The sequence below is a fragment of the Myxosarcina sp. GI1 genome (assembly GCF_000756305.1).
Classification (GTDB): domain Bacteria; phylum Cyanobacteriota; class Cyanobacteriia; order Cyanobacteriales; family Xenococcaceae; genus Myxosarcina.
In genome coordinates this window covers 161369-187811 of record NZ_JRFE01000015.1, presented here as the reverse complement: position 1 = coordinate 187811, position 26443 = coordinate 161369, and the positions used below count along the sequence as shown (strand labels likewise).

The 26443-nt window shown below is 39.5% G+C and carries 22 protein-coding genes; 5 read left to right on the top strand and 17 right to left on the bottom strand.

What is annotated here, in order from left to right:
* Positions 1 to 150: 150 nt before the first annotated feature.
* Positions 151 to 2643: a glucosylglycerol hydrolase gene (gghA, locus tag KV40_RS11425; protein WP_081942830.1), complete on the bottom strand. Its 2493-nt coding sequence runs from the start codon at positions 2641 to 2643 to the stop codon at positions 151 to 153.
* A 628-nt stretch (positions 2644 to 3271) separates the two neighbouring features.
* Here gghA and ggpS point away from each other — a divergent pair.
* Positions 3272 to 4795 (top strand): glucosylglycerol-phosphate synthase, encoded by a 1524-nt coding sequence (gene ggpS, locus KV40_RS11420; RefSeq protein ID WP_036481178.1) that lies wholly within the window; start codon positions 3272 to 3274, stop codon positions 4793 to 4795.
* Between the two features lie 131 nt (positions 4796 to 4926).
* Here ggpS and hpf read toward each other — a convergent pair whose 3' ends face one another.
* Positions 4927 to 5505: a ribosome hibernation-promoting factor, HPF/YfiA family gene (hpf, locus tag KV40_RS11415; protein WP_036481176.1), complete on the bottom strand. Its 579-nt coding sequence runs from the start codon at positions 5503 to 5505 to the stop codon at positions 4927 to 4929.
* A gap of 433 nt (positions 5506 to 5938) precedes the next feature.
* Here hpf and lipB point away from each other — a divergent pair, with 433 nt between their 5' ends.
* Both lipB and KV40_RS11405 read left to right on the top strand, forming a co-directional pair.
* On the top strand, positions 5939 to 6595 hold the full coding sequence (gene lipB, locus KV40_RS11410; RefSeq protein ID WP_036481174.1) for a lipoyl(octanoyl) transferase LipB: 657 nt from the start codon (positions 5939 to 5941) through the stop codon (positions 6593 to 6595).
* Positions 6585 to 7364, top strand: coding sequence for an HAD family hydrolase (locus KV40_RS11405; protein ID WP_036481171.1), 780 nt, complete (start codon positions 6585 to 6587; stop codon positions 7362 to 7364). Before lipB ends, KV40_RS11405 begins: the two co-directional genes overlap by 11 nt.
* A gap of 150 nt (positions 7365 to 7514) precedes the next feature.
* Here KV40_RS11405 and fba read toward each other — a convergent pair whose 3' ends face one another.
* Both fba and KV40_RS11395 read right to left on the bottom strand, forming a co-directional pair.
* A complete protein-coding gene (gene fba, locus KV40_RS11400; protein ID WP_036481170.1) occupies positions 7515 to 8594 on the bottom strand; it encodes a class II fructose-bisphosphate aldolase in 1080 nt (359 codons plus the stop codon).
* 331 nt (positions 8595 to 8925) lie between these two features.
* Positions 8926 to 9612, bottom strand: coding sequence for a Crp/Fnr family transcriptional regulator (locus tag KV40_RS11395; RefSeq protein ID WP_036481169.1), 687 nt, complete (start codon positions 9610 to 9612; stop codon positions 8926 to 8928).
* A 62-nt stretch (positions 9613 to 9674) separates the two neighbouring features.
* Between KV40_RS11395 and KV40_RS11390 the strand changes: the two genes are divergently transcribed.
* Positions 9675 to 10574: a hypothetical protein gene (locus KV40_RS11390; RefSeq protein ID WP_172657274.1), complete on the top strand. Its 900-nt coding sequence runs from the start codon at positions 9675 to 9677 to the stop codon at positions 10572 to 10574.
* 126 nt (positions 10575 to 10700) lie between these two features.
* Here KV40_RS11390 and KV40_RS11385 read toward each other — a convergent pair whose 3' ends face one another.
* The 7 genes from KV40_RS11385 to KV40_RS11355 form a co-directional block, all read right to left on the bottom strand.
* Positions 10701 to 11705, bottom strand: a complete 1005-nt coding sequence (locus KV40_RS11385) for a carbohydrate kinase (protein ID WP_036481164.1) — start codon at positions 11703 to 11705, stop codon at positions 10701 to 10703.
* Positions 11706 to 11834: 129 nt separating this feature from the next.
* The gene (locus tag KV40_RS11380) at positions 11835 to 12284 is read right to left on the bottom strand and encodes a YlqD family protein (RefSeq protein ID WP_036481163.1); all 450 of its coding nucleotides are present in this window, start codon (positions 12282 to 12284) and stop codon (positions 11835 to 11837) included.
* A gap of 175 nt (positions 12285 to 12459) precedes the next feature.
* Positions 12460 to 14361: a long-chain fatty acid--CoA ligase gene (locus tag KV40_RS11375; protein ID WP_036481162.1), complete on the bottom strand. Its 1902-nt coding sequence runs from the start codon at positions 14359 to 14361 to the stop codon at positions 12460 to 12462.
* Positions 14362 to 14663: 302 nt separating this feature from the next.
* Positions 14664 to 15854, bottom strand: a complete 1191-nt coding sequence (locus KV40_RS11370; protein WP_036481161.1) for a WecB/TagA/CpsF family glycosyltransferase — start codon at positions 15852 to 15854, stop codon at positions 14664 to 14666.
* Between the two features lie 120 nt (positions 15855 to 15974).
* Entirely contained in the window at positions 15975 to 17453 is a 1479-nt protein-coding gene (locus tag KV40_RS11365) for a glycosyl hydrolase family 57 (protein ID WP_036481157.1), read from the bottom strand.
* Positions 17454 to 17557: 104 nt separating this feature from the next.
* Positions 17558 to 18397 carry a metal ABC transporter permease gene (locus tag KV40_RS11360; RefSeq protein WP_052055567.1) on the bottom strand — a complete coding sequence of 280 codons (840 nt, stop codon included), beginning with the start codon at positions 18395 to 18397 and terminating at the stop codon, positions 17558 to 17560.
* Between the two features lie 368 nt (positions 18398 to 18765).
* The gene (locus tag KV40_RS11355) at positions 18766 to 19500 is read right to left on the bottom strand and encodes a metal ABC transporter ATP-binding protein (RefSeq protein WP_036481315.1); all 735 of its coding nucleotides are present in this window, start codon (positions 19498 to 19500) and stop codon (positions 18766 to 18768) included.
* 92 nt (positions 19501 to 19592) lie between these two features.
* Between KV40_RS11355 and KV40_RS11350 the strand changes: the two genes are divergently transcribed.
* On the top strand, positions 19593 to 20681 hold the full coding sequence (locus KV40_RS11350; RefSeq protein WP_036481150.1) for a metal ABC transporter solute-binding protein, Zn/Mn family: 1089 nt from the start codon (positions 19593 to 19595) through the stop codon (positions 20679 to 20681).
* Positions 20682 to 20805: 124 nt separating this feature from the next.
* Here KV40_RS11350 and KV40_RS11345 read toward each other — a convergent pair whose 3' ends face one another.
* The 6 genes from KV40_RS11345 to folB form a co-directional block, all read right to left on the bottom strand.
* Positions 20806 to 22500, bottom strand: coding sequence for a hypothetical protein (locus KV40_RS11345; RefSeq protein WP_052055555.1), 1695 nt, complete (start codon positions 22498 to 22500; stop codon positions 20806 to 20808).
* Positions 22501 to 22586: 86 nt separating this feature from the next.
* Complete coding sequence (locus KV40_RS11340; protein ID WP_036481147.1) at positions 22587 to 23537, bottom strand: ABC transporter ATP-binding protein; 951 nt, start codon at positions 23535 to 23537, stop codon at positions 22587 to 22589.
* 112 nt (positions 23538 to 23649) lie between these two features.
* Entirely contained in the window at positions 23650 to 24108 is a 459-nt protein-coding gene (locus tag KV40_RS11335) for a hypothetical protein (protein ID WP_036481146.1), read from the bottom strand.
* On the bottom strand, positions 24108 to 24593 hold the full coding sequence (locus KV40_RS11330) for a phycocyanin (RefSeq protein WP_036481144.1): 486 nt from the start codon (positions 24591 to 24593) through the stop codon (positions 24108 to 24110). The genes KV40_RS11335 and KV40_RS11330 overlap by 1 nt, the downstream gene beginning before the upstream one ends.
* 223 nt (positions 24594 to 24816) lie before the next feature.
* Positions 24817 to 25317, bottom strand: coding sequence for an ureidoglycolate lyase (locus tag KV40_RS11325; protein ID WP_036481142.1), 501 nt, complete (start codon positions 25315 to 25317; stop codon positions 24817 to 24819).
* A 762-nt stretch (positions 25318 to 26079) separates the two neighbouring features.
* Positions 26080 to 26439: a dihydroneopterin aldolase gene (gene folB, locus KV40_RS11320; protein WP_036481139.1), complete on the bottom strand. Its 360-nt coding sequence runs from the start codon at positions 26437 to 26439 to the stop codon at positions 26080 to 26082.
* Positions 26440 to 26443: the final 4 nt, after the last annotated feature.

The window sequence follows — 26443 nt, the reverse complement described above, 5'->3', positions numbered from 1 at the left end:
TTCCTTTGGTAAAGGGTAAAGGGTAAAGATTAAGGGGAAAGAAATTAATTTTTATTCCTAATCAACTTTTGCAAGAAGTTTAATAAAAATTTCTGCTGATTTTTTAAATATTTGACGGTTGGGGACGTTTGTAAGCGTCCCCAAACTATATTAGTCAGTCTCATTAGCGGTTAATAACAAGCTTTGACTATTAGCTAGAGTTACAGAACTAAGATCTTCAACTATTAAACCAGGAGTTGCGATCGCCACCTGCAAGCGATCGCGCTTAACTTTTAATAACTCTTCGATATTGAGAGTTATAGGTTCTCCTTCCCAATTGCCTACCATTGCAACTGTGGGTTTGTCAGTGTCGGGAGCGTAACGCACTCCATAAACTATCGTTCTCTCTGGATCTTCAAGCTTATCAAAAGTATCTGTAGCCAAAATATTTTTTTGTAGCCAAGGATGCTGGTGACGAAACTGCCTTAGAGAAAGATTAAATTTAGTATGTGCCGCATTGAGTTGAGATTGATAATGGGCGACATTACATATTTGATAGCAATCTTCCATAAACAGCAACGCAAAACTCTTGAGTCTGTCTTCATCGAGCTTTTTGAGGAAGCGAACCATCGTACCGCGCCTCAGTTCTTTGTACGGCGAAGTCTCATCAATACAATTGCCGTCGGTACAGGAACGCAAAACCTCTACTACCTCTGCTAAATTGTAATCTTGTTTAATCATCGCTACCTGTAAAGCTCGACCAAACTCCTGTAGCTGCGGTAGTTGTTTGAAGCCTAAAGATTTAAGACGGGGAAAGCAATATGATTGCTTGTATAGTTGGGGAGTAATTTGCCAGTCTAAAAAGCCAAATTCTTCCGAAACTACTTTGACTCCGTATTGTTCGTCGGTGTTGCGGAAAAATAACCAGGGAGCGCGCATGGTCGCATTAATAAAGTCCATAGGCAACCCAGGGCTAAAACCATAGACCCACATGGTAATGGCAGGATTGTCGTAGGCATGATGTAGTATGTGAGTGAGAATTTTTCCCAAATGCCAGTTAATTGGTTTATCGAGAGGGATTTGATTGCCGCGTCTTACGGTATCGTGATTGGCACATCCTGTAATCCAGCGATCGCCTATTTCCATTACTTCTCTAACGCGACTCCATTTTCGCTCCCAAAAACCTTTAAGAGTAGGAGTATTATGAGCGAAAATTAGAGGTCCCCATTGATAGGACTCTGGTTGCAGTTCGATTAGTTCGCGGTAGCGCGATTTTTCTTCCCACCCTTCTTCGGGCCAGGGACGACCATCTTCATAAATAGTGACTAAGAGTCTTTGATTGCCGCCAATTTCTTGCACTACATTGCTCATAGCTAGCAAGTAGGCATCGTCATATTCGACTCTGCCTGAAAGAGGATTAAAAAAGCGAAAATCCTGACCGCCATCAATACGAATCCCATCAACACCATTGTTGATTTTACGCCGCTGCATTTCCAATAAAATTGCTCTAACCATCGGTAATTGATGATTGAGATCCTGACCGTACATATTAGGACCTTTGAGAAACATACGAGAGATCAGCAACTCACTCTGGTTATCAGCGTGTCCGTATACTAAATCGTAAATAAGTTGAATTGGTCCAGTAGGAAAATTGTGCAACGTAGCGATAAACTCAATTACTTCGTCTGGACGCAAACTTTCTAACAAGGCAGGATTAGTGGTGCTAGAACCTAAAATCGGTACGTCATAGCCCCAGTCTTGAGTATTGGGTTTGGTTAATTCTACTTCTACAATATCTTCGTCTTCAGAAATGAAAGAGAAAAACTCACTTTCAGGACTATACTCATCGCGAAATTCGATTGTCGGTTCGGTAGGTAGAAGTTCTATGGCATCGTAGCCGACATAGTTTTGTTCTGCTGATGTTAGTGGCGTATTTGCTTCTAGCTTCTGGGCAATGTTTTGATAAATACGGGTCAATCCCGATAGAGTTCCTTCAGCTGAAGCCGTACCGACATGAAGCTGTAAAATATTTTTCGGATCGCTAACTCTGGGAATGACATTTTTCTTAATAGGTACGGCAGTGCGTCGAAAATATTCTAAATCGGTTCTATTTGCCTGTAAGCTATCTATGTCGTAGAGTTCGGCAGGGGCAAAAATACCATAGGGCAGAGAATAAGGTACCAAATCGCGAATAGTCCGCAGTTGTTGAGCGCGATCTACATAGCGCAACCAGTAAAAAGAACCAGTTCGATCGCGCGTTCCAGCCTGCATTCCCGACACTACACCCCAGATAAATTCTCCTTGCTGTTCTAACTGGAGGCGATCGCGTCTAAATCTAATTCTCTGTTCTTTATTATGCCAGTCAATCTCATCCAGGGGAGTAAAGACTTCTAAAAAAATCTCTCGCTCGTGTAAAACATCTCCCATCAATCCTGGTACCCAAAAACCAATTTCTGTCAGCCCGTCAGCACGATAGTGCGCGCCTAGTTTTGTCGCCAGGGCTCTGACTTGCTCTAAGTAATTGTTGGTTGATGATTCTAGACCTGTCGCCCAAGCTAGTAATTGTCCTGTTGCTTCTTCTACTAATGCGACCGATTTATTTATTGCTTCAACTTTCACGCCATTATCTCTGGTTATTAAACTAATTTGCTTTTTCTTGGACATATTTTGATATACAGCCAGGCATTACCGCACCGTTATTATCAAAATACTAATAAATTTATATTTTTGTTATGTAACATTGCCAGAATACAACAATAGTGAGTATGGGGTAGACGGCATATACTTTTTTAATTAATTGACTGCAAATTCAGTCAAAGACTCCACTATAAACTGAATCGCTCGTTAATAACCAATTTAGCTGCTTCCTCAATAAGAAAACTCTAATTTGGGTTACATTCATCAATAGTGTAGGATTCTACTATATTCATATTTTCGGTCATCGTAAAATAATACACGAGCGATCCTCACGCCCGAGCTTTGCTTGTTTGGCAGCAAATACTCTAGTTACTATAACGAAAGTAATTAAAAAGATTGAAAATTGAGATTGGGTTTTAATATAGATCTAGATCGTGTCATCAAACTGCTGGTTTAAATCAATTAAATGAAACAAGCATTTTTTACTCGACCGACAGTTACTGCTCTGCCTTCTTACGGCGCGGCAATCTTTAACTGCATAATGTTTTTCGAGTAAATTCATTATAGCCAGTTAAAATTTAGTGATTATCGCGATCGATGAGTCCCAATTCAACTCTCGCTAAGACCGAAAATAAACAACACCCTCCAAATAACTATGAAATCTTCTTTAGTAATCCTCTACCACCGAGAACCTTACGACGAAGTAGTCAAAGATGGCAAAACCTTATATTTACCAAAGAAAAGTCCCAATGGAATTGTACCTACTTTAAAAAGCTTTTTTGCAGATGTCAATCAGGGAACTTGGATTGCTTGGAAACAGGTAACTGCCGAACAAAAAGCCAATTTTCAAGAGCGAGTTGAAATTGAAGGAGAAGGTAACTATAACGTACGACGCATTCCCTTAAACGCCGATCAAGTAAAACACTTCTATCACATTACTTCTAAAGAAGCTTTTTGGCCGATCCTGCATTCTTTTCCCTATCACTTTACGTCAGAAACTGCCGACTGGGAAAATTTTCAGGAGATTAATCGCCTGTTTGCCGATGCTGCCTGTAAAGAAGCGGCAGAAGATGCTTTGATTTGGGTTCACGACTATAATCTCTGGCTCGCGCCTATGTATATTCGCCAGCAAAAACCCGATGCCAGAATCGCCTTTTTCCACCATACTCCGTTCCCTTCGGTAGACATATTTAATATTTTGCCCTGGCGAGATGCGATCGCTGAAAGCTTGCTGTGTTGCGACATTGTTGGTTTTCACGTTCCCCGCTATTCGGAAAATTTTGTGCGCGTAGCTCGCAGCCTCAAACCAGTCAAAATTTTAAAGCAAGAAGCAGTTTCCCAAGGACACATGACTCCTGTAGGTCTTGCTCTAGCAGAGCCAGAAGTTACGACCCAACTGAGTTATAAAGAACAGGTAGTTAATATCGATGCTTTTCCTGTAGGTACTAATCCCCAACATATCCTCAATACTTTAGAAAAGCCAGAAACCGAAAAGCATCTGGCTGATATCAAAGCCGAACTAAACGGACGTAAATTAATTATTGCCGCAGGCAGAGTAGATTATGTCAAGGGCAATCAAGAAAAATTAGAAGCATACTGGCGTTTGCTAGAACGCCGCCCAGAGCTACACGGTAAAATTAGTTTTGTGATGACTTGCGTGGAAGCTGCTGCTGGAATGCGAGTTTATCAAGACGCTCAAGAGACAATCGAACAACTGGCGGGTAGAATTAACGGTCGTTATGGCAAATTAGACTGGATGCCAATTAGACTGTTTACTCAACCTCTAGAGTTTTCGCAGCTTATAGCTTACTACAAAGCAGCAGATATTTGCTGGACGGCTCCTTTGCGTGATGGGTTGAATTTGGTTGCCAAAGAATATGTCGTCGCTCACAAAGAAGATAAAGGAGTTTTAGTGTTGTCCGAGTTTGTCGGTGCGGCAGTAGAGCTACCAGAGGCAATTTTAACTAATCCCTATTCTATTGACGGTATGGATCGAGCGATCGATCGCGCTTTGGAAATGCCAGAATCGGAACAAAAAGAGCGGATGGCAAAAATGTATGAAACTGTAACTACTTACGACGTTAAGTATTGGGCAGATCGGTTACTAGATAAATTTAAAAATCTCCAACACCAAACAGTAGAGGAACGCGAAGCTGCTCTATCGGCAGCCAATAATTAGATTTAAAGGAATAAGGATGAAGAAAGGAGGAAGAAGCGAGCGCTCTTTCTTAGTTTTTCCATCTAACCTCTTTTTTCGTACCAAAATAGAATAGTCAAAGGTGGGCAAGCCCCACCTTTTTTAGTTCCTTGTTAGAAAGTGTCGCGGGGTTGAATTACGCCATAGCCACCGTGATTGCGAGTATAAATCACATTGATTTCTTGAGTTTCCTTATTGCGAAACATATAAAAATCGTGGTCTACTAATTCCAATTGCGCTAGTGCCTCGTCGATCGTCATTGGCGGCATGGCAAAGTATTTATTACGAACGATCTCGGCAGGTAATTCGGGAGTGCGATCGCCAATTAAATTTTCTTCTACTGGTGCTGCTTCAATAATATCGCCCGTTCTCACATGAGCGTGAGTTTTTTTGGTTAGATGCTTTTCTTTATACTTGCGTAACTGACGATAAATTTTGTCTGCTACCATATCGATACTGGCGTAGAGATTGCTGCTGCCCTCTTGCGCTCTAATCACCGTACCGTTAGCATATACAGTCACTTCTGCCTTATGTTTGCTTTCAATCCGAGAATTACGGGCAACTGATAAATGAACATCTATCTTGCTGGTAATATTTTCAAAATGTTTTACTGCTTTAGCTAATTTCTGCTTGACATATTCATGAATTGAATCTGTTACCGCAATATTGTTACCTTGGATTAAAAGCTTCATACTTTTCTATTTCTCCATGCTAGTTGTATGCTCGAAATAGCCTATACGCAGCAATAAATATCTATACAACGATTGGCTATATTTAACTATGTTTCTTTAACAAGCACTGTAGTTTTTTGTTGGTTACAGTTAATACCTCTTTCAATTGAAACTTGTAGCTTTTCCCCCCAATATCTTTAGTTTTGGAAGAATCAAGATTACTTTAGTAATTAATTAGTCGCTCGATGAATAGAAAAAGTTAGCTTAATTACAGCCAGTATTTAAATTACATCTAGTAATACTTTAAATCTTCACTCACTTTATGCTTCTTAGGTTAGCATTTTGTATTCTACAAAACATCAGATCTGTTATTTCTTTTGATTTTCTGTTACATTGATTGACATTTGGTTAAATTTAGAACACATTTTCGGTTTTAAAATTGCGGCTAACTAGCATGAAAACTCAAAGATGCTGTATTTTAAAAAATCGAGGCTTAGTGCCGTATACTAAAGCCTGGCAAGAGCAGCGATCGCTTGTTGCCGAACGTCTTAACAACCCCAATTTCGATGATGTTTTAATCTTATTAGAACATCCCTCAGTTTATACTTTGGGTACGGGAGCAAAAACAGATTTTCTTAAGTTCGATCCACAACTAAACAACTTTGAGCTACATCGTATCGAGCGAGGCGGCGAAGTAACCTATCACTGCCCTGGTCAACTAGTTGCTTATCCTATTTTCAACCTGCGCTTCTATCAACAGGATTTACACTGGTATTTGAGACAGCTAGAAGAAGTAATTATTCGCGTAGCGGCTAAATATGGTCTACAAGCCTATCGCCTTAAAGGACTGACGGGAGTTTGGCTGGAAGAAAGAAAAATTGCGGCAGTAGGAATTAAAGTTCGTCGCTGGATTACTATGCACGGTCTATCCCTTAATGTCTGTCCCGATCTGAGTGGTTTTCAACAGATAGTTCCTTGCGGTATTGCCGACAAACCTGTAGGTAGTCTGGCGGAGTTTATTCCCAATATTACAGTAGAACAGATTAGGCTAGATGTAGCAGCAGCTTTTGCTGCCGTATTTCAAGTAGAATTTATTCAAGATGTCAACTAAACCAATATTAAAGGCAATAACCGATAAAAAACTGGGCAATATTCGGCTACTAGCAACCGATCTCGACGGAACTTTAACTCATAATGGTAAGCTTACCTCCGATGTGTTATTGGCTTTAGAAAAATTGGCAAAGGCTAACATCAGCGTTGTGATTGTCACGGGACGTTCGGCTGGTTGGGTTGAGGCAATTGCTTCTTATTTACCCATTGTTGGCGCGATCGCTGAAAATGGCGGTTTGGTTTTGTGGAGTCACTTAAACCGCAGTCAATTAATAACTGAAATTAAAGATATTGCCAAACATCGACAGCAACTAAAAACTGTATTTCAATTAATTCAAACTAAAATTCCCCAGATCGAAGAATCAGAAGACAATCGTTTTCGCCTCACGGATTGGACATTCGATATTAATAATTTGACTAATAAAGAAATAGAAGAGATTGCAACTATATGCCATGCTGAAGGGTGGGGGTTTACCTATAGTAACGTTCAGTGTCATATCAAACCCAAACAACAAGATAAAGCAATAGCATTGAAACTAATATTACAACAATATTTTCCCGATTTAACTACAGAAAATATTATTACCGTTGGGGATAGTCCCAACGACGAAAGTTTGTTCGATCCTCAAATATTTCCTGTTTCGGTAGGGGTGGCAAATATTTTAGAATATCGCGATCGCCTGAAACATTTACCTGTTTATATAACTACTAACGCTGAAAATCGAGGTTTTTACGAACTAGCAGAGTTAGTAATAAACACCAATAAATAACAGCTATCTGTTTGTAAGTAGCAAATAGCAACCAAACAACAGCTTAAAACCAAATAAATTACAGGCAGAAAACCCCACAGAAAAGCTAATAACTTTTCTACAGGGTAGTTAGAGATTATTTGATTATAGCTTCTATAGCGATCGCACTATTTAAGCAGTAACGGCTTTTTTAGGACTAGCAGCTAGTTCGCCTTTAGCATATTTAGCCGCAAAGTCATCTAATGTCATCTGCTTGATTTTGCTAGCGTTTCCAGCAGTTCCAAAAGCGTCATAGCGTTTTAAGCACACTTGCTTCATGTACTTAATTGAGGGCTTGAGGAAGTGACGGGGATCGAAGTTAGAAGGATCTTTGAAAGCAGCTTCACGAATTGCCGCAGTAATTGCCAAACGGTTATCGGTGTCAATATTAACTTTACGCACCCCACTTTTGATACCTTTTTGAATTTCTTCAATAGGTACCCCATAAGTTTCGGGAATTTTACCACCGTACTCGTTGATCATTTCGATCCACTCTTGAGGTACGGAAGAAGAACCGTGCATTACCAAGTGAGTATTGGGCAAACGGCTGTGAATTTCTTCAATTCTGCTAATAGCCAAGATTTCGCCAGTAGGTTTACGAGTAAACTTATAGGCACCGTGACTGGTACCGATAGCTACAGCTAAAGCGTCTACTTGCGTGCGTTCGACAAATTCTACTGCTTCGTCGGGATCGGTCAACAACTGTTCTTTGCTGAGAGTTCCTTCAAAACCATGACCGTCTTCTTTATCGCCTTTTCCAGTCTCTAAAGAACCCAAACAGCCAAGTTCGCCTTCTACACTCACACCAATCGAGTGAGCAACTTTAACGACTTCTGCAGTAACGTTGACATTGTAATCAAAGCTGGCAGGAGTTGAAGCATCTGCTTCTAAAGAGCCATCCATCATGACGCTAGTAAAACCATTACGCATTGCAGAAAAGCAAGTAGCAGGACTATTGCCGTGGTCTTGGTGCATAGCAATGGGAATATTAGGATAGCTTTCTACAGCGGCGGTGATTAGGTGGCGAAGAAAATTTTCTCCTGCATATTTACGTGCGCCACGAGAAGCCTGAAGAATTACGGGGCTATCAGCTTCTTCAGCAGCCTGCATGATCGCAATAATTTGCTCCATGTTGTTTACATTGTATGCTGGAATGCCATAGCCATTCTCAGCAGCGTGGTCTAAAAGCAACCGCATTGGTACGAGTGCCATAGATGTCCTCCTAAATATATTTTTTTATCGAGTGACGAACGTTATCTATATCATCTCAGAATATTAGAAAACGGACGAGTTATTGACGCGACTCGTATTTTGCAAAACGAGAATTTTTACTTTAGTCAACAGAGCTTGATGGCAACTGCTGTTTTAATCTATTAGTGTCACCCTGCGTCATTTTATTGGGTGTAGTTTAAGAAAAATTAATTTCTTACCTGTTAATCTTAAGATATATTTTATATTTAAAACAGAAGATTTTAAAAATTTTTGCTAGTAACGGCAATTATAATCTTCTAAAATATTGATTCGGTCGGACTTTGCTATTTGTTCATAAGCCGCGATCGAGTTTGGTTTTAGGTATGCAAATCGAGTTATCATCCCCTGGAAAAATTAAGCCTTGACGGCGCAGCTTTCCCATCAAACGAGTTACTGTAACGCGAGTCGAGCCAATTGCACTACCTATTTGAGCGTGAGTCAGAGTATAGGGCAAGCAGTAACCCTGTGGTTCTGCTTTACCGTACTCTTCAATTAATAGCATCAAAAAACTGGCTAACCTATCTATAGTCTTTCTTTGTCCTAAAGCGGTAAGCCACAATAATTTACGCTGATGTTGATAGCGAAATGCTCGCTCTACTTCTTGACGAAAATGAGGCCAATTCTCTAAATCTCGCCAGTAAAGCCAGATTACTTGAGTACGATCTACGTGAGCGTATGCTTGAATTACAAAAGCTGCCTGTTCTACAGTTTCAAAAGGTTGACCTGCACCAACAAAACCAAGAAAGGCTTCTGCTATCAATTCATCAGATAATTCTGTAGAAACTTCAGTGGTTTTTGCTGGCGTACCAACCAGACGAATCGCTCCTTTGCCTACCAAATATATCAATTCGGGACGAGTCGGAATACGCTCGTCTTTATTAAAAATACGATCTCTATAATGTTCTTGCGCCCAATCAGTAATACTTTGCCAAGTTGAAAAAGGGCGAGATGTCTCAGATGATGAATCGGAGAAGTGCATATTGAACAGGCAAAATGATAGATCGAATAAGTATTAATTCTACTATGAATAATGACGTATCAATGAATACTTTTTCTATTAATTTTTCTAAACTTCAAGATATAAAACAAAATCTGATTAAAATATCGCTAACACAAAATTTACGCCGAGCAATCGATTTATATTGGCAAACCAAAGATATTGCTATCGATCCAGAGTTAATTCATGCTTTACTCGATCGCAAAATTTTATCCTTATTCGCTCGTTCTTCAAAAATTGTGTACCGATGTACAATTGCTTTTGCTCTTGCTAAATATGTAGATTTATCACCAATAATTGTTGCTAAAGAATTAATCGATTTATTAGCTTCGATCGCCTTTAAGCAGAGTGAGGCGAGTTTAGAATTTAGAGTAGTAGTAACGGCAGGACAAATTGACTTTTACTGTGAAGATTTGACTTTAGCCTGCTGGTTAAATTCGGAGATTGCCAAAGCAAACAATTGCCAACTTTCTACTATAGATGCTTCACTAACAAAAGTCGATTTAATGCCGAATTATTTTTCAATACAGTACGCTCATGCTCGTTGCTGTTCTTGGTTGGCTTTGGGAGAACGAGAAAAACTGATTCGGTTGAAAAAACGTCCTTTTTTAACTTCAACTTGGCAAATAGTCCAGCCAGAATCACTCTCTTGGTTTGACACAACAGGTAATTTTTATTTAACTCATCCTACAGAATACAGGTTATTGTTTCAAGTACTAAAAACAGTTGAAGAATTAACTAATAAAAATAATTTGCTTAAAATAGCTTTTGATCTCAGCGAGGCAATGTTAGCTTTTGAAGCCAGATGTCAAACTTTTGGTGCGGTCAAGCGGAAGCATCCTCAGCAAGCGATCGCTCGTTTGGGCTTACTCGCTTTAGTACAATACTTTTTACAAAAACTACTTCAGACCGAACTTAGAGTAGTAGCGTTGAGAGAACTTTAAATTAAATTTTGAAAAAACCTTGACAAACATTCCATGTTTGTTTAGTATCTTTGGCGTGTGAGGAGCGAACCAGATTAAGAGAGTCAAGACGAAACCCGGCAAGTCGTTGGCTCTCTTTCTGATTTTTTAGAGCGCACTAGAATTTTGCTGGAGAAAAGACTCAACCTCAGTTAGCAGGGGTTGAGCAGAAATCGCTCCCGATTTAGTTGCGGTTAAGCCACCAACCGCACAGGCATATGTCACTACTTCTTGGGCAACGGCGCGATCGTTCAAACTTTTAATTCCTTTTTGGCATATTTGATGGATAAAGCCAGCTAAAAAAGCATCGCCCGCTCCTGTAGTATCTTCAACCTCGATTTTAAACGGAGTTACAAAACCTTCATTATCGCTCAAGCAGTAGCTAACTTCAGCATCACCATTACTGACCAAAACTCCTTCTACCGAATCGAGTCGATAGTATATAGCTCCAGCATCAGCAGTATCAAACAGCCATCTTGCTTCTTCATCTGCTAACTTGAGAAAATCGACATATTCCCAAAGTTGGTTAATTAAAGGCAAAGCTTCCGATTCGTCCTGCCAAAACATTCCTCGCCAGTTAACATCTAAAATTACTTTGAGATGATATTCTTCTGCTAGTTCTAAAGCACGAAATACTGCGGCGCGAGTTTGAGGATAAGCTAATTCCAGAGTGCCAATTACTAAAAATTCGGCATCTAAAAATAGTTTGGGCGGTAATTTATCGGCTTGAAGATAGGCATCGGCAAACTTATCAGGCTGGCGATCGCCAAAGCCGGCAAAAGTGCGATCGCCTTTTGTCGAGCGAACTACATACACTTGTCTGGTTGGAGCATCCTGGGAATGTTGTACTCCAGATACATCTACGCCTACAGTCTCTAAAAGCTTTACTAACTCGTCGCCTTCAGTATCTTTGCCCACACAGCCGATAAAAGCAGCAGGAGTACCTAATTTAACTAAAGCGCAAGCAACATTGGCTGGTGCGCCTCCTGGATATGCCGTCCAAGAATCTACTTCTTCCATAGATTTTCCTATCTGGTTGGCGAGGAGATCGAACAATATTTCTCCCAGACAAATTACTTTAGCCAGCTTGGAGGCACTTCCATTACTATTCAATTTCGACTCCTCATTACAAAACGAACGTAATAATCAATATTGTCCCAGAGAAAGATCTGGAGTTAAATAGGTCTATTTACTTAGATTGCTAGCTTGACTGGATGGGGACGTTATAAACGTCCCTACAGTTTAAAGTTCGCCGCGAATTTCTTCTACTACTCCGTCTTTGATCACAACTTCAACGTTCATTTTTTTAACCAGGTTATCTCCTTTTTCCAGTCTAAAGAAGCTTTCCATTTGAGCCTGTACTACTTCTTGCTCTAATTCTAAAAGCTGTATCTGCTGTAGCTGCTGTAAAATCTGATTTTTCTTATTTAAGATCTCGCTCTTTTTTTGATTGACCTGAGTTTGAACACTTTCAATCTGTTTGGATATTTGCGGATTTGCAGGCTGTTTGGCTTGTTTATTGATTTCCTCGATAGTTCTTTTGCCCTGCATATCGAGTTGCTGCATCTGTTTGTCTAATTGAGATACTTGATTTTGCAGTTGTTGTTGAACTTCTTCTTTCCATCTCGTGGTCACGATCGCTTTTACAGTCACGGGACGTTTTAACATCAAGCTTGCAGTTGCGTAATCCATAGTTTTATTTTGCTTAGTTCTTAAGTTGAGTAAATCACAGCGTAAAGATTACAGAAAGTTGTAAATTTAAAATTTGTTACTTCCCGAACTTTTAATCTTTTTACTTGTAACTGAATTTAAATTGAATGTCATCTTTTTTTGCCGAATAACAAACTGTTATTTGCAAGTACGGTTATTACTTTTCAGCAAACATCTCCTCAATTATGTCTCGATATCGTTCTCTAACTACAGGACGTTTGATTTTGAGGGTTTGAGTCATAGTGCCTGCTTCAATAGAAAATGGTTCTAAAATCAGGCGAAAAGTTTTAACAAGATCGTCGGCGCGATAGCCAGGACGATTTTTGATTTCTCGATTCAGTTCGCTACGATATAGATTTTCTATGGCTGGATTATTTAAATTAGCAGAGTTTATACCTTGAGATGATTCACTCTGTTGAAAATCGATATTTTGTTCTTTTGCCCACTGCTGAAGATTATCAATATTGGGAACGATTAAGGCACCGAGCGATCTCTGGTCTTGTCCGACTAGCATAATTTGCTCGATATAAATACTGCGAACGCAGGCATCTTCTATTGGTTGCGGTTCGATATTCTCGCCGTTGGTCAACACAATGGTATCTTTGGCTCTACCTGTAAGTACCAAATCGTTATCTGGTGTCACCCAACCGAGATCGCCACTATCGAACCAGCCTTCCGAATCGATTGCCTTAGCTGTTGCTTCAAGATTGTTATAGTAACCTTGCATCACTTGAGTTCCCCGAATCAATACCAAACCCGTTTCTCCTTGCGGTAAAGTTTCACGAGTTTGAGGATCGACAATTTTAATTTCAGTTTCTGGTAGCGGTTTGCCAGCAGTTCCCCTAACATTGTGAACTGGAGTACGAGCGTTAGTAATTGGAGAAGTTTCTGATAAGCCATAGCCTACAAAAACATCAATTCCAATTGTTTCGTAAAAATCATCGAGATAGCGAGCTAAAGAACCACCGCCACTACAAACGGCTTCAATACCACCTACTGCCGCACGTATTTTACGATACACCAGGCGGTCTGCTAACTTGTGTACTGGTGCGAGGGCGATCGCTTCTAATCTAGCGTTCGCTCTTGCCAAACCAGAAACTTTAAAATGGTCTAAACTAGCGTTGTTAGCAATACGTTTGGCAATAATATAGCGTTCCGAGCGATCGAGGAAAAATTTAACTAGCTTTTGTTGCGATGGCGATTGTTCTTTTAGCTGTTTTTGAATTCCGTCGTGCAGTGATTCCCAAAGACGGGGTACACCCATCATGTATACGGGTTTATGTTCGGTTAAATCTTTTTTAAAGTAGCGAATATTAGTATAAATTTGAGTACAGCCATGAGCTAAAAAGAAGTATTCCCCCGCTCTTTCGTAAGCGTGCCAACTAGGAAGAATAGATAGTAACTTGTCTCCTGCTTGCGGTTGAAATATGGTTTCGATCGCGTTTACCTGATGTAATAAATTGCCATGAGTGAGCATGACACCTTTGGGTTTACCCGTTGTTCCTGAAGTGTATAGTAAAGTTGCCAAAGTTTGTTTGTCTTGCTGCACCGACTGCAATTGACTTTCTTTGCCTAAATCGATTAACTGTTGGTAGTTGAGAACTTTAAGCGATTCGGTTGACTCTGGTTGTTCGTCTGAAAGTAAAATAACAAACTGTAAAGATAAATCCTTTAGTTGAGAACGTAATTTAGTCCATATTTTAAGGTTTTCGACGACTAAACTAGTACTATCGCTGTTTTGCAGAATATAAACTAATTCTTGCTGTTCTGCACCAGCAGAACGCACTACATCTACTCCTCCTGCGGTCATAATAGCGCGATCGCCAATAAACCAACGGGGGCTATTGTCAGCAAAAAATGCCACCTTATCCTGGGGTTTTAATCCCAATGCCTGTAAACCAGCCGCAAAATACCCAACTTGCCTGTTTAACTCGCGATAGGTTATTTTTACTTCGGGTTTGCTATGGGGATCGTGCAGGGCAACTACATCGCCAAATTTTTCGGCAGTAATAGGCGTAATTTCTGTTAGCGACTGGAGCGAACTATAGTCGATAGACATAGGTGATACGACTCGATTCATAGGAAGTACTAAATGATTCGTCAAACTAAGTTATTTTTAAAAATTTAGTCGTTTGTATGGTTACAGATACTAAATATATATATGGGCTAACCGCTCTTTATCTGCGATCGAGTAGATTATTTACTGGCGATCGATAAATAAAGATTGATTTTGTTTGACTAAATAGTAAATTGCTAATTTTAACCAACTAACTACAGTATTATAATAGCCCTAGCCATTTAGCGATCGCACGAGCGAGTATATAAAAATCAATATAGTAATCCTATTGTCTTATGCTTTTTTTATCTAGCTATTTGAACTTCTAGCTCTTTGTTACTAGCAACCCGTACCAGTTGTTTTTGTAGTTCGATAAACCATTTTAGAGTCACGAGATTAATCCATCCTTTTTGAATAATAATCTCCCCAAACTTTTTCTCAGTTAATCTTTGATATTCTAAAGCCTCGGCAACTTGGTCGCGATCGAGCAATCCCGCTTTATTTAAGTATTCTCCCAAACGCAGTTGACAGTCGAATTCAATTAGCTGTGGTAATTCAGCGGCAAAAAAATCGACTGTTTTTGAGTTGAGATACCCCTGTCGAACTACTAATTCACCAAAGCGATAACAATTGCTATTGGCTTGCAGACGCAAAGTTTGTCTGATTTGGCTAGATGATAGCAAGCCTGCCTGCTGTAATAATTCTCCTAAAGGCAAACATTGAATTTTGAGTTCGTAAGGAAATCGATAGCAAGCAAACTTTTGTTTGCCCACCGACCAGAAAAAAGGCAAACTGTCAACTAAATATCTCTTCCACAGCCGCTGGGGTTCGCTATAGAGGCGATAAAGCCACTCTAAACCACATTGGCTCATCCATTTGGGTGCTCTGGATTTGTGACCTGCCTCAAAATCAATAGTCGCGCCAATAGCCAAAAAGATATCGATTTTATTTAACTTATGTTTGTATTTAGCAATCCATTTTTCCTGTTTTGGTGCGCCCACCCCAATTGCTAACACGTTAGCTTGAGAAGCATTGATGCGATCGATGATTTCTTGACATTCTAGTTCGTTTTTTTCAAATCCAAAAGAAGGTGATAGAGAGTCAACAATAATATTTCTACCAATTTTTTGATTGATTTTTACTTGGGCTTGTTGGGCGACTCCTGGCTTACCACCTAACAAAAATATTTTGATTTTTTCGTTGTGTTGGTTATATTTACAAAAAGCAGGAAAAAAGTCCGAGCCTGAAATTTTTTCTTTAATTGGACTGCCAAGAAAATAGGAAATATACTGAATTATTTTACTATCACAAACTCGATAGTCAGAATGATAATATGCTTTAAGTAATTCCAGATCGCTTTGCAATTTAACTAAATGATCGACGTTAGGAGTTACCACTACCCCGCCATTAACACTTAAGTCTTCTAGTAGTTCATTAGCAGTAATATTATGAATAGATACATTGAGTAAATTAACTGTATCTAAAATTGTGTACATAAAAGTTAAAATGTTTGATACTTACAATATTTTGATTTTGCTCCAAGTATATTACCTAGAGTTGTTACCAGTATAAATAAGTTATGTCAGATTGTTTTCTATATTTGCCCAACTAATTAACTATTTCAATAAAGCTTTACCACTTTGATACAATTTCCGTGCATAATCAGTCCAGGTACCCTGTCCCCAATAGCGAAAACAGCTAGTTTCAAGTAGCAAGACATATAGCAGTGCTTCTTGATACTCGGCACTTTTAGTAATTTCTGGATCTTCAGCTACCAGAGAATCGTATTTGGTATGAAACATGGCACTGAGTTGATTCATCGGTTCGAGAACATTTTCATAACCTTTGACCCAGCTTAAGTCATCCGTCCAGGACGCACCATCGGTATGAAATCGGTCGTCGGTAGCGGTCAATTCTTCGATAGCCTTAGCTACTGCTTCTGGTGTGGCTGTATCGGGATCTACTTTTTGCCAGATTTTGTGTTGTCCTGCTGCCTGACAGATGGGATAATTATTGGGAGCGGCTCCAGCAGCTTCAATTAGTTCGATATATTCCGTACCGTTTAGCCCGACTACGTCGCTGTTATCTTTAATTTCATACCAAACAGGTTGAAAATCACGGGCATACTCGTTCATCATTACGCCGCCATTTTCGCCATCGGCTATTTGAGAAACGCAACCAGGTACGGAGACATTACCAATTTGCTGTCTGTTTCTGCCTTTAGCTTCGTGATAGGGCTGCATTTGAGCGACTAATTTGGTATCCGAACCTTGAGTTTTAATCAATGCAGTAATACTAATAGTTTCGCCGTTGGAATTACGAGCGACAAGACGATTGGGAATATATTTATCATCGTGGTGCAGTCCCGAACCATCTAACCTTTCTACAGAATGTTCCTGTACCAATAGCCAGCGATAGCCACATTCTTTTAAAGCTTTAATGTATTCGTACAGGGTATCGGGATGATTGGGTAAGTGCATCTCTGGTGGTGAGAAACCTTTTACTCGTTGCAGGGCATCGTAACCAAAAATCGCGGCAAAATACTGCTGCCACGCCCGAATATGCAGTTTGATGTCGGGAATGGGGGTAGAAGGAATAACTGCATGACTCCACATGGTTCCCAAGAATTCGACATGAGGCTGATATTGAAGGTCGCAAGCTAGCTTTTTCAAATTGTCGATAATATCATTGCGTCCCATTTGCTGAATTCCCCACAGTAAGTTACCAGAGTAATCCAACATGATGCGAGGATTGCAGCCATTATGTACCAGTTCGGGTATCCAATCACCCATACGGCTATAACACCAGGCAAAAACATTCGCGTTGTGGTTGTCTCCTTCTCCTTGATGTTCGAGCATATACTGTAAGTTGGAAATTAACTCGCCGTTCGCTCCTGCAGGAATAGTTGGTTGGTGCATGTGTAAGGCGCAAGCAAAACCAGCTTTAATTTTGTCTATATTTATATTGCTGTTGGGTAAAAAAATCGATCGCTCTTGATTTACTAGTGAAGCAATTTCCGACTCCCAACCACAGATATTAGGTAATCCATGACGAGTTATGTCTAGCGGTTTGGAGTTTGTTGTCGCGATCGCCATAAGTATTTTCTTTGATTACTGTCTGATGGATATCATTCTAGATCTAAATGCCGAGTGAGGAAGATTATTTCTGTGTCATTTTCCAATTGCTACTTTTGAACTTTCTACTTGCTACTGTTTTTCCATAACCAACTACCAACTTTAGCTCTAACATTCGGCGTGGTTAAAATTCCCTGACGGGGACTAAATAATAGTGCCAGCAAAAAGCATCCAAACACGACTAAAACTATAGACGCACCAGAAGGTAAATCGAAATAATAGCTTAAATACATACCGCCAATACTGGAAACTGCACCAATTATCGCTCCTAAAAACATCATTTGCTTCAGTTCTCTAACCAGCAAATAGGCAGTAATTGCAGGACCTACTAATAAAGACATAACCAGCAAAACCCCTACGGTTTGCATACTGGCAACTATAGTCAAGGTTATAGCGCAAACCAAGCCTAAATACAGCAAATTAGTAGGTAATCCACAAGCTTTTGCCCCCAGAGGATCGAAAGTATAAAATTCTAATTCTTTATAAAAAAGCCTTGTCAAAATTAAAATAACTGCCGTAATAATACCCGTTTGCCAAACGTCGTCAATAGTAACTCCTAAAATATCACCAAATAAAAGAGCATCAAGATCGATCGCATTAGTTTCTAAAGCAGTAATTAAAATTACTCCCAAAGCCAGAAATGTAGTTAAACTAAGTCCCATTGCCGCATCTACTTTTATAGGCGATCTCGTTTTAATTACTATTACCAGTAAGGCGCTTAAAACTCCTGCGATAAATGCGCCAATTGCTAGATTAATCTCTAAAAAAAAAGCGATTGCCATACCTGGTAAAACAGCATGAGAAATTACGCCGCTCATCATACCCATCTGCTGCAAAATCAAATAGCTACCTACTACCGCACTGAGAATTCCTAACAAAATTCCTATGGCGATCGCCTGACGCATAAATTCAAAACTCAAAGGTTCTATTAGCCAAGTAAATAACACGATATTAAATCTTACAAAAATATAATTTAGCTAAACAATTTAATAAATATTAGTGTTTAATTTAGTTTATCGCTAATATTTATTTCAATTGAGAAGTTTGGAATAATATAAGATATAAAGTCAACCAATCGACTAACAACAAAAATACTATGTCACTAAATAATGTTTTGTTAGATAAATTTTTAGAAGAAGCGATGGGTTTGTCTGTAGAGCAATAAGAAATAGTAAATAATGAATAAATAGATACTCATGATGAAGTGTCTTGGCTACGTTAATTACACTACAATCAATTCTAATAATCATTAAAAAAACTACAATTTTTAAGCTTAATATGCCTCGATCGCTAACTGCTGCTTATTCATTGAAAATCCATAAGCTTTTTTAAGATTTTCTCTAGTTAAAACCTCTTCTCTTTTACCCGATGCAATTAGTTGACGGTCTAATAGTAACAGTCGGTCGTAATTACTTAGAGTTTCGCCTAAATCGTGACTGATAACTAACAAAGTTTTTTGTCGTACCTTAAGTTCGCTAAAAAGATCGAACATAACTGCCTCGGTTTGGCGATCGATATTATTAAACGGTTCGTCAAAGAAAAATAAATCGGCTTCTTGAGCGATCGCCCTTGCTAAAAATATTCGCTGTTGTTGTCCTCCCGACAGTTCGCTTATTTGATGCTGGCGGTATTGCCACATCCCCACTCTTTCTAAAGCTTCTCGCACGATCGACTTAGAAGCAACCGAAGGCTTTCTAAACCAACCTGTATGAGCGATACGTCCCATCATTACCACTTTTTGCACGGTAACGGGATAGTCCCAATCAATTTGCGATCGCTGCGGTACATAGGCAACTCGCTTTAACTGTTTTTTTAGAGGACGAGAACCAAATTTTACAAATCCCTGAGTAGTTGGCACCAGTCCCAGGATGGCTTTAACCAAAGTGCTTTTACCCGCACCATTTGGACCTAATAAACCCGTAATTTGTCCTGGCTGGAGTTCAAACGTTATCCCGCTTATGGCTTGAGTACGGCGATAATTAACCGTTAGATCGCAAACTTCTAAGATCGACATCGGTTGCAAATAAATTTAGAATCATTATCATTTTATAATAATAAGAATCATTATCATTTTCATCAACTAATAAAGGAGTTTGGCTAATGTTAGAACGAGTGCGAGGGAAACAAAGCCTTTTAGGTGTTGCTGTGTTAGCAATGACTAGTTTGACTGGCTGTAATTTCGTTCGCGATCGAAGCTCTGTTTTAGCACAGACAAAACCTACCGTGGTGGCAACTCACAGTATTATTTGCGATTTTGTTGAAGCTATTGCCGAGGATACTTTAGATTTAACTTGTTTACTAAAAGGTACTCAAGACCCCCATACCTATCGTCCTACCCCCAGAGATCGCCAATTGCTCGAAGCAGCGCAGTTAATTCTCTATGGGGGTTACGAACTAGAACCACGAATTAGCGAGTTATTAGCAGCCACACAAACACCAACTCCGAAAATAGCCGTCTACGAAGCGGCAGTAACCGAACCAATTGTTGGCGATCACCATCATGAAGCAGAACACGACGAAGCAGAAGCTGAAAACGAAAATACTTCTGAAACACAAACCACAGAATCATCGATAACCGATCGTCTAGTGCCAGAAGCCAACCAGTTGCCAGATACTCAAGCTGCACCAGAAACTCAAAATTTAGAAGGAGCAGATCCCCACGTTTGGCAAAATGTCGAAAATGCGGTGGCGACAGTAGAATCGCTGCAAACAGCTTTGACTCAGTTAAATCCAGCTAATGCCGCACTTTACTTACAAAACAGCGTGGCTTTAGAAGATCGTCTGTGGTTACTAGATGCCTGGATTAAAAACCAAGTTGCCACTATTCCTGAAGCTCAAAAAATATTAGTTACCGTTCATGATTCGTTTAACTATTATGTTAAGGCTTATGAATTTACCGATTATTTAAGTTTGCAAGGTTTGAGCGATGAGGAATCGCCTACCGCCTCCCAGCTAAGAGAGTTAGCAACTCAAGTTCGACAGCAAGAAATACCAACTATTTTTGCCGAATCTACAGCCAGCGATCGCGTTATTAATAGCGTTGCTCGTGAAGCAGGAGTTGAGTTAGCACAGACGAAGTTATCAGCCGATGGTTTGGGAGAAGCCGATACCTACATCGAGATGATGGTTGATAATACTTGTACTATTGTTGATGGCTTGGGCGGTAACTGCACCCCTTTTGAAAATTAATGAAGAAAGAGGAAAGAAGGAAGAAAGAGGAAGGGATAAAAAAACTTCTTTCTTCTTCCTTATGCCTAAAGCCTAGAGCCTGTCTAATCCAAAGTGTCCGTATTCCAATCGAAAACTGCTGCGATCATTTACCCAACAACAGCTTGGTTTCTGAAGCACCAGCCTGACGAATAACTTTAGTCATCTGGAAACCAGCTAGAGCGATCGCCAGCCACTGAACCAAAATTGAGGACAATACCATTGATAGAGTAGCCGTTTTAGTACCCAGCAAGGGCAAAAAGCTAAACAGCCAACCTTGAGGAAACAGTTCGGGATGGAAACCAATTAGACCGAAACTAACGACTGGCACTACTATCAAAGCTAAAACAGTTGCTGCTGCCCAAATCGCTCTTTTCTGACTGGCGATTGTTAACACTAATTGAGCAACTAAGCTATAGAACAGAATTATGTTGGCTCCGATGATTAGTCCCCAGACGGTAGTAGCAGTATTTTCTTCAACAGGAAAGAGCAATACCGAAGGCAAAATATAAGCCGTAACCATTAATAAATTTATCGCGATCGCCACAGTTGCAGGAGAGCGATCGCCAAATATCAATTCTTGCCAGATTCCTTTTCGTTCTAGCTGATGGCGGTATCTTGCCCAATCTTGTAATGTCTGACGGTGAGGACTTAAAGCAGCAATCAAACCCAAAAAGAAGACTAATAAGAAAAACTGCAACAGCGACAAATTACTCATGATTTGATGAGTCTCGGTAGATTGCAGGGTAAAACCCAAACAAATCGCTACAAACCATCCTGTAATCCAATAGCTTTGCGTTTTACTTAACAAAGTATACTCAGGATTGTGAAAACGGCGTTTTAGAGCCTCCCAAATCCAATACGTCCATAAACCAAGGTTTAAAATAGTCAAACCAATACCGAGACTGGGTGTCGTCCAGAGAGAATGTCCGTAAAACAATAATTCTCTAAAATCTTCGGCGTTGCTGTAAGACAGATAAATGCTTGGTAGATAGGTGGCGTCAGATAAGTAAGTTAAAATTCTGCCTGGATAAAACAGATTGAACCAATCTAAGGAATTGTTGAATACAGTTGAATAGTTACTCATTGCAGCTTGGTTAGCCGTACAGACAAAGAAAGTAACTACACCGCCAAACAACCAAGGTTTAAAACCAGATAAGCCAGTATTAACTAAACTCCAAAGTAGAGCCGCACTGTAAAAGAACGCGCAAGCAGCAACTATTGCCGCATCAAAACCCAGAACTAAATTTAAAGATAAACGCGCTCCCAAACCTGCATATAAATGTAGGGGAAATGCTAGTAAGATTCCCAAATAAAGCAAGCTAGGTACCCCTACAAGTTTGCCCGTTAATATACTGGTAGCAGATTGAGGAGTGAGGCGAATAAAATTTAAGGTGCCGCTACTTTCTTCTTTGACTATATCGGCAACCAGCATATAAGTACCGATAATCAGCAGAGCAAAAATAGCAACCAGACTTAAAAGCACAAACAGATCGAACCATAGTAGTTGCCAATTGATTAACCAATTATCTAATAAGTCGGTCTGGCACAAACTTTCAGAGAGATAGGAATCAGTTCCAAAGCAATAGCGACTGTATTGCGAACCTGTTGAAAGTGGTTCTGGTAACTTACCCAAAAAATAAATTAGAAAGGCGATTTGGGTAACTAAAGACACACTAACCGTAACTATAATATTTCTCGGTTTAAATTTACCTTTTACTTCGCGGAATAGTTGGGGATTCCACTCTAAAAAATTTAGCTTTGGCGTTCGCAGTTGCCGAGGTTTGATACTTTGTTTCATGGTATTAGATTTGGCTAATTGATAATATTGCTCGATGGCAATAGTTTACATAGCAAAAATACTATTCATAATATTGTGGTAATGCTTTAGGAAGCTTGTTTGTGACCGAGTTTGAGAAAGATGCTTTCCAAATCTTCTCGACTACAGTGAAATTCTGTAAGGGGAATATCTGCTCTAACTAGCGATCGCAAAAGTTCGGCACTTTTAGCTTCTTCTCCCGTAAAGTAAACTTTTAAACGATTAGTTCCTGGTATTACCTCCCACTGTTGTACTAAAGAATTTTGGGATAGTTCCCGTTGCAGTGTTTCCATCTTACCCAATGTAGCAATGATAATTTGTTGGCGAGATAAACGCCGATACAATTCTTTTAAAGAAGCACTTTCTACCAGAAAACCCAACTCCATAATTCCCACAGAGGTACATAATTCGGCTAAATCGCTCAATACGTGGGAAGAAATTACTATAGTCATCCCTGCTTCTTGCAGAATTTTAATAATCTGTCGAAATTGCTTTCGCGCCAGCGGATCTAAACCCGATACGGGTTCATCTAATAACAAGACAATTGGTTCGTGAATAATCGTTCGCGCCAGCGAGAGGCGTTGCTTCATACCTCGCGATAGGGTAGAAATAATGCTTTGACGTTTATTTTCTAGCTGGACTAGTTCTAGCACCTCGTAGAGTCGGCGGCGGCGATGGGGTTGGGGTAAGCGATACAGCCGTGCAAAATAGTCGAGATAATCCCAGACAGTAAGATCGTCGTAGAGGGGAAAGTCATCGGGAAGATAACCCAAACGTTTTTTGAGATGGGGATTGGTATCGTCGCGCAGGAGGCGATCGCCGTTGAGATAAATTTCGCCTTTAGTCGGTTCTTCGGCAGCGGCTAACATCCGAATTAAAGTAGTTTTTCCCGCACCGTTAGGACCAATTAAGCCATATACTTCACCGCTTTTTATCCTCAGATCGATTTCATTTACTGCCAGATGACGCTCGAATCTTTTGGTCAATCCGTAAGTAGCGATCGCAAATTCTTGACTCATTTATCTTTATCTTTTAAACCGCTCTGCACTATAAAATAAACTATAGCTTCTAGTAAGTTAAGGGAACTAAATTAAAATGAACTGTGATGTCAAGGATTTGAGTCTGTTAAATTTAATCTACAGAAGGTTTCAAATCCTCAGTTATTATTTCATATCGCTCTGACAAGTTGGCGAGACGATCTAGCATATCTTCTTTAGATAATTTTGAATTTTCAACACCAAGTTTTAAATCTTTAAATCGATTGTTTAAATTTTTAAATTTAATATATGCCGTACGCCTTTTAAATTCACGACGCGACGGATTTAAAAAAGTCAAACAAGCTGCTGAAACTGTTGCCAAAAGTGGAATTAAAACAATAGAATCGCTTTGGTCGTAAAATGTAATTGCAGTAGTAATACTTGAAAGAACAACTGTTGCCAATCCCAATAATATATGAATTATGCCCCATATATTTGCTAGTTTTTTATTATCTTTTATTCCGTTTTCTGTGTCTTGAATAAATTCATCACACCTAATACATATTGAAGATTGAAATTTTTGATAATCTGGATCTTGTCGGCGAAACAACATTAGCTCAAAGCACTAATAATATAATCAATGTATTCGTTAGTTTTTTGAGCGGCTAAATTGGTCAATCCATGATTTTCTTTTATATACTTTAAAGCTTCAATGTACCAGCTTGAAGATAGTTCGAGAGCGCGATTCATTTCGTTCAAACCCTGAAGGAAAAACTCGTCCATAGGTCTAGTACTGCCAGCAATTAAGCTGTACGTTACCATTCTTAAGTAATAGCCAATATCCCTTTCGCATTTAGCTTTTCCTACAGGTGTAGATGCGTACTGGGGTTCTGGTCTTTGAGTAGTGTGAGGATATTTAGCATAGACTACATTTGCAGCTTCTTTAACAAGCAGATCGAAATTATTAGTTAAAGACTGTGCAGCTTGTAAAGAAGCATTAGCCTCACGAGCATTACGATATGACGCTTCTAGCTCATTCTTTGTTACAAATTTGTTTTCGCTATTGTTTTGATTTCTCCCGACTATCCCAGAAAACATAACTTTTTGTTGGTTGCAGTAAAACGCTCCTAATCTAATTATCTTCTAAACGCGATTGCAAAAGCAAATACTCAAAATAGAAAGTTTTGCAAAGAAATAAATAGTCAACTGCTAAGTGCAGTGAGCTTACAGAAGATACACAATACTGCTGATATTGTTAGAAAAAATTTTTGCGACATTACCTTTTCAAAAAGTAGAGAACTTAGAGAGTTTTGACAGCGTCTTACAGGCGATCGCAAATTTCGAACTCCAGATTTTGTTCGCTTAAAAAATCGTAAGTATCGTGGTCAACTATATTAGTGTCGCTGAGTTCCAAGTTATAAAAATTAACCGTTTCGTGGTCGAAATATGGTCCTGCGTGCCAAGTCCCTACTTCTAGTTTGATAAAGCAGTTACCAGGAATACGAAATACGCTCATTTTGTCTATTTCTGGCTGCGGTTTTGGCGATGGGGGACAGACGGCAATAAACCAGTCTTTACCTTCAAGGGAACCCAAACATTGAGTGCAGAGTTGGTGGCGAGTAATTTTATGAAACTTTCTACCTCTATGAGTGAGGTGCATAATATAAAAACGTGGCGTACCGCGATCGAGCTTTAATAGGGCATCGGTTTCATCAAAAAGTTTACCATCAGCAGAGGGAGTAATCAATTGACCGTAAGCTTGAAATTCATCTGCACTAATCCATTCTGCTGATAGCTGTTTGAGGACTGCTGACTGGTTCATATTTATACGGTAAGACTGTACGAGTTTATATTTTCTAGTGGTTCCAAATTACCGAAGTACATTCACTCCACTAGACTTCTTGCACGAATTATAATTGATTACCTCTTCAAGAGGAAAAAGGGGAAAGGTTAAAGCGATTGTCTTGAATGTTAAGTCTAATTTTTTTTGGCGGCGATCGCTAGAGACAATTTCAACTCAGAATAAACCGACATCAGAGTTTAGACTTTGATGTTTCACTCAGCAAACTAGAGCCAAAATTAAGATGAAATTAGAGTCGTAGCTACCACTTCTTCCACTCCAGGGAGGCTAGTTAATAACATAATCTAACCTAACCTTCTACGACTATAACTAGTTCAAATCGCGATCGCTTGAAAACCTCTGGCGCAAGCCAATCGCACTAGCAACTAGGATTGCTTTGTTTGGAACATTCTTGTTGCCAACACTTTTTGAATAGATTAATTTGATACAAATACCAAAAGCGTTTTATATGCCATACAGAACGAGGACTGCCAATATGCTGGTTTAGATATAGCCACAAAAAAACAACGTTTAACTTAATTTTTCTGATCATCTGCGAGATTTCCGTATTTGATAGTTTGAATGAGGATAGTGTGATGCTTCCAATGTGGCAGACAATCCGTTCGATCTTCTTGGTCGGAATTGCGTAAAATTGGTAACCAAATTATTTTCATTTCGGTGTTTTTACGCAGTTTAGAAAAACTCCATCTCTTTCAAAGACGTTTTGCAGTCTATTTAGCTTTGTTACGGCTTTTCTCTAGTAATATCGAGAGTTATTTTACCGCTAAAGTCGGGAATAGGAGCGGCTGGCTTTGACAATTTGACTCTAACTCGTTCTAGTTTGTCCAGGGTCAATAGCTTATCGGCGATCGCATCAATCAAAGTCTCTACTAGAGAGTATTTAGCAGTTTTTATTTCCTGTTTGACTATAGCAATTGCTTCTCGATAGTCTAAAGTGTCTTCTATAGCATCGCTTTTGGCGGCAGGTGTTAAATCTACCCATAAGGTAAGATCTACTTCAAACCACTGTCCCAATATTCGTTCTTCTGGTAAGTAACCAACGTATCCGTAACAACGTATGCCAGTAACTTGAATTGAATCCATTTCT